3 protein-coding genes are annotated in these 3210 nt (G+C 70.7%); 1 reads left to right on the top strand and 2 read right to left on the bottom strand.

Annotated features, from left to right (window positions below; translation table 11 throughout):
• Window positions 1-476: helix-turn-helix domain-containing protein (locus ABZS42_RS31830; protein WP_355151656.1), on the top strand; the 476-nt coding region annotated here is incomplete at its 5' end.
• Between the two features lie 66 nt (window positions 477-542).
• Here ABZS42_RS31830 and ABZS42_RS31825 read toward each other — a convergent pair.
• A complete protein-coding gene (locus ABZS42_RS31825) occupies window positions 543-1151 on the bottom strand; it encodes a TetR/AcrR family transcriptional regulator (RefSeq protein ID WP_355151654.1) in 609 nt (202 codons plus the stop codon).
• An 11-nt stretch (window positions 1152-1162) separates the two neighbouring features.
• The gene (locus ABZS42_RS31820; RefSeq protein WP_355151652.1) at window positions 1163-2734 is read right to left on the bottom strand and encodes an MFS transporter; all 1572 of its coding nucleotides are present in this window, start codon (window positions 2732-2734) and stop codon (window positions 1163-1165) included.
• Between the last annotated feature and the right edge of the window lie 476 nt (window positions 2735-3210).

Below are 3210 nucleotides of genomic sequence, written 5' to 3'. Positions count from 1 at the left end.
TGTCCCGGGTGACCGGCCGGCCGGTCACCGCCGGGGCGAGCGGCCCCTCGGTGGGGCCGGCGTCGCTGGCCGCCGCGTTCCGCGAGGCGGACCGCTGCCTCACCGCGCTCGGTGCGCTGGGCCGGGCGGGTCAGGGAGCCAGCACGGCCGAGTTGGGTTTCGTCGGGCTGCTGCTGGGCGCGGTCGGCGACGACGGCGACCGGGATGTGGCGGGCTTCCTCACCACGACCGTGGGCCCGGTGGTCGACTACGACGCGCGGCGCGGCACGGCGCTGGTCAAGACCCTGGAGGCGTACTTCGGCGTGGGTGGGAGCCTGGCCCGCGCCGCCGAGCAACTGCACGTGCACGTGAACACGGTGACCCAGCGGCTGGAGCGGGTCGGGCAGTTGCTCGGCGCGGACTGGCAGCGGCCCGAGCGGGCGCTGGAGGTGCAGCTCGCGTTGCGCCTGCACCGCCTGCGTTCCGCCGCCCGCTGAGCCTGGCGCCGGGGCGCTACCGGACTCGTGAGCCGGGGGTCCGGCGGCGGACCACGCGCGTGAAGCTCAGCGGGCTCGGATGCCCTCCAGCACCCCGTCGACCACCCGCTCGGCAAGCACGTCGTCGTCCAGTTCGGGATGCCAGCGCAGCACACGCTGGATCAGCATCGGCCCGGTCAGCAGGGCCAATGCCAGCTCGATGTCCAGGTCGGTACGGAGTTCGCCGTTGCGTACGCCGCGCTCCAGCACCTCGCGCACCCGGGCCCGCCGTGGCTCGACGACGCCCTGGTACAGCTCGTAGCGGTCCTGGTTGCGATTCACCTCGGGCAGCAGGCAGGACATGATCTTCTCGCTCCGCGGGTCGGTGTTGCGGCCGACCGCGCCGAGCAGCAGCACGAGGTCTTCCCGAACCGAGCGGCCGATGGGCGTCGGCGGGGTGCCCTTGAGGATGGCCAGGGCGTCGCGCAACAGCGCCTCCTTGCCCGGCCACCGGCGGTAGATCGTCGCCTTGCCCACTCCCGCGCGGCTGGCGATCGCCTCGATCGAGAGCGTGTCAATCTTGGCACCCTCGGCGAGCAGGTCGAGGGTGGCCTCGATGATCGCCTCGTCGGCGCGGGTGCTCCGCGGTCGCCCGGGCGACCGCGGAGCATCGGCATGGGACGTCATGTCGGACATTGTCGCCGAACCTATGCGCTGCCGGCCAACTCAGGTTCGGTGGTCGTGACCTCCCGAACCGGGGCCGGGGTGCCCGCCCGGCCGGGCAGCCAACGCAGCGCCACGACGATGCCGAGCGCCGCGACCAGCGCGGAGAGCGCCGCCGCCCAGTGCATGGCGGTGATGAAGGAGTCGTTGGCCACGGCCAGCAGCCTCGGCGCCGCCGGCCCGAGTTCGCCGGCCGCCGCGTACGCCCCGGAGATCGACTCCTTCACGGCGTCCTGGGCCTGACTGGGCAGACCGGTCACGGCCGGCTCGACGTCGCCGCGGTAGACCGCCGACAGCACCGAACCGAGCACCGCCACACCGAGCGCGCCGCCCACCTGCCGGATGGTGTTGCTGATCGCCGAGCCGACACCGGCCTTCTCCCGGGGCAGCGAGGACATGATCGACTCGGTGGCGGGCGGCATGATGTTGGCCATCCCGATGCCCTGGATGAAGTAGAAGATCAGCACGATCCAGATCGGGGTCTTCGCGTCGATGAAGACGAACGCCGCCAGCGAGATCACGGTCAGCGTCAGACCGACCGCCGCGACCGCCTTTCCGCCGTACTTGCGGACCATCGCCGCGCTCCGCGGGGCGAAGATCAGCTGGGCGCCGGCGAACGGCAGGAAGAGCAGGCCGGTCTCCAGCGGGGTGTAGCCCCGTACCAGCTGGAGGTAGAAGGAGCCGAAGAACAACACGCCCATCGCGGCGAAGAAGACCAGGCCGATGATGGCGACCGGCCCGGCGAACTGCGGCACCTTGAACAGCCGGACGTCCAGCGACGGGTGTTCGCTGCGCCGCTCGACCGCGACGAACCAGGCGAGCACCGCCAGGCCGCCCACGATCGACACCCACACCAGCGGCCGGCCGAAGCCGTGCTCACCGCCGTCGATGATGCCGTACGTCAGGCCGACCAGACCGATGACCGACAGCACCACACCGAACACGTCGATCCGGCCCGGCCTCGGGTCCCGCGACTCGGGCACCAGGAGCGCCACCAGAATTACGCCGAGCACGATGACCGGCACGTTGATCAGGAAGACCGAGCCCCACCAGAAGTTCTCTAGCAGCGCTCCGCCGAGAACCGGGCCGATCGCCACGGCCAGACCGACGGCACCGGCCCAGATGCCGATCGCCCGGGCGCGCTCCCGGGGGTCGAACACGTTCGAGATGATCGAGAGCGTCGCCGGCATGATCGCCGCGCCACCGATACCCATCAGGGCGCGGGCCGCGACCAGCTGGCCCGGGCTCTGGGCGTACGCCGACGCCAGCGACGACAGGCCGAAGAGCACCAGCCCGATCAGCAGGAAGCGCTTGCGACCGGCGCGGTCCCCGAGCACGCCGAACGTGAAGAGCAAACCAGCGAAGACCAGGGTGTACGAGTTGATCGCCCACTCCAGCTCACCCTGGCTGGCACCCAACCCGTGCACCGGGTCGGAGAGCGTACGCAGCGCGACGTTGAGAATCGTGTTGTCGAGGACGACCACAAGGAGGCTGATCACCAGCACCCCCAGGATCGCCCACCTCCTCGGATGGCCCGTGTTGTCGCGGATCTCCATGTCCGTCTTTCCCCCCGGGTTCGTGCCCGCACAAATACGATACGAGCCATACTCGAAACGTTCGTCAGCCTACGACGCCGATTAACGATACGGAACCGATCCGTATCGTTAGTGTCCGGCGTCACTGGGCGCACGCGCCCACTCGAACTCCGCGACCCGCGCCGACGGTTGGATCAGCCCCTTGCCACGCCCGGCCATCCGGCCACGCGACACCGCTCAAACGCACCGCGCCCTGAGCGGTTGATCGACCCGCGTCAGGATCGGGTGGGCGCCCCGAGCCGTTGACCGACTCGAATCCGGACCGCCTGGATGCCCCCGGGTGGTCGATCGACTCGATTCGGGACCGCCTGGATGCCCCCCGGGTGGTCGACCGACTCGAATCCGGACCGCCTGGATGCCCCCCGGGTGGTCGACCGACTCGAATCCGGACCGCCTGGATGCCCCGGGTGGTTGACCGACTCGAATCCGGACCGCCT

The sequence above is a fragment of the Micromonospora sp. NPDC005367 genome, from assembly GCF_040606825.1.
In the GTDB taxonomy this organism is placed as follows: Bacteria; Actinomycetota; Actinomycetes; order Mycobacteriales; family Micromonosporaceae; genus Micromonospora.
This window is presented reverse-complemented; position numbering and strand designations above follow the sequence as displayed.

Bases quoted from the DNA above. Each gene is read 5' to 3' on its own strand.
- ABZS42_RS31820 (WP_355151652.1), bottom strand. From the start codon at position 2,734: ATGGAGATCCGCGACAACACGGGCCATCCGAGGAGGTGGGCGATCCTG.
- ABZS42_RS31825 (WP_355151654.1), bottom strand. From the start codon at position 1,151: ATGTCCGACATGACGTCCCATGCCGATGCTCCGCGGTCGCCCGGGCGA.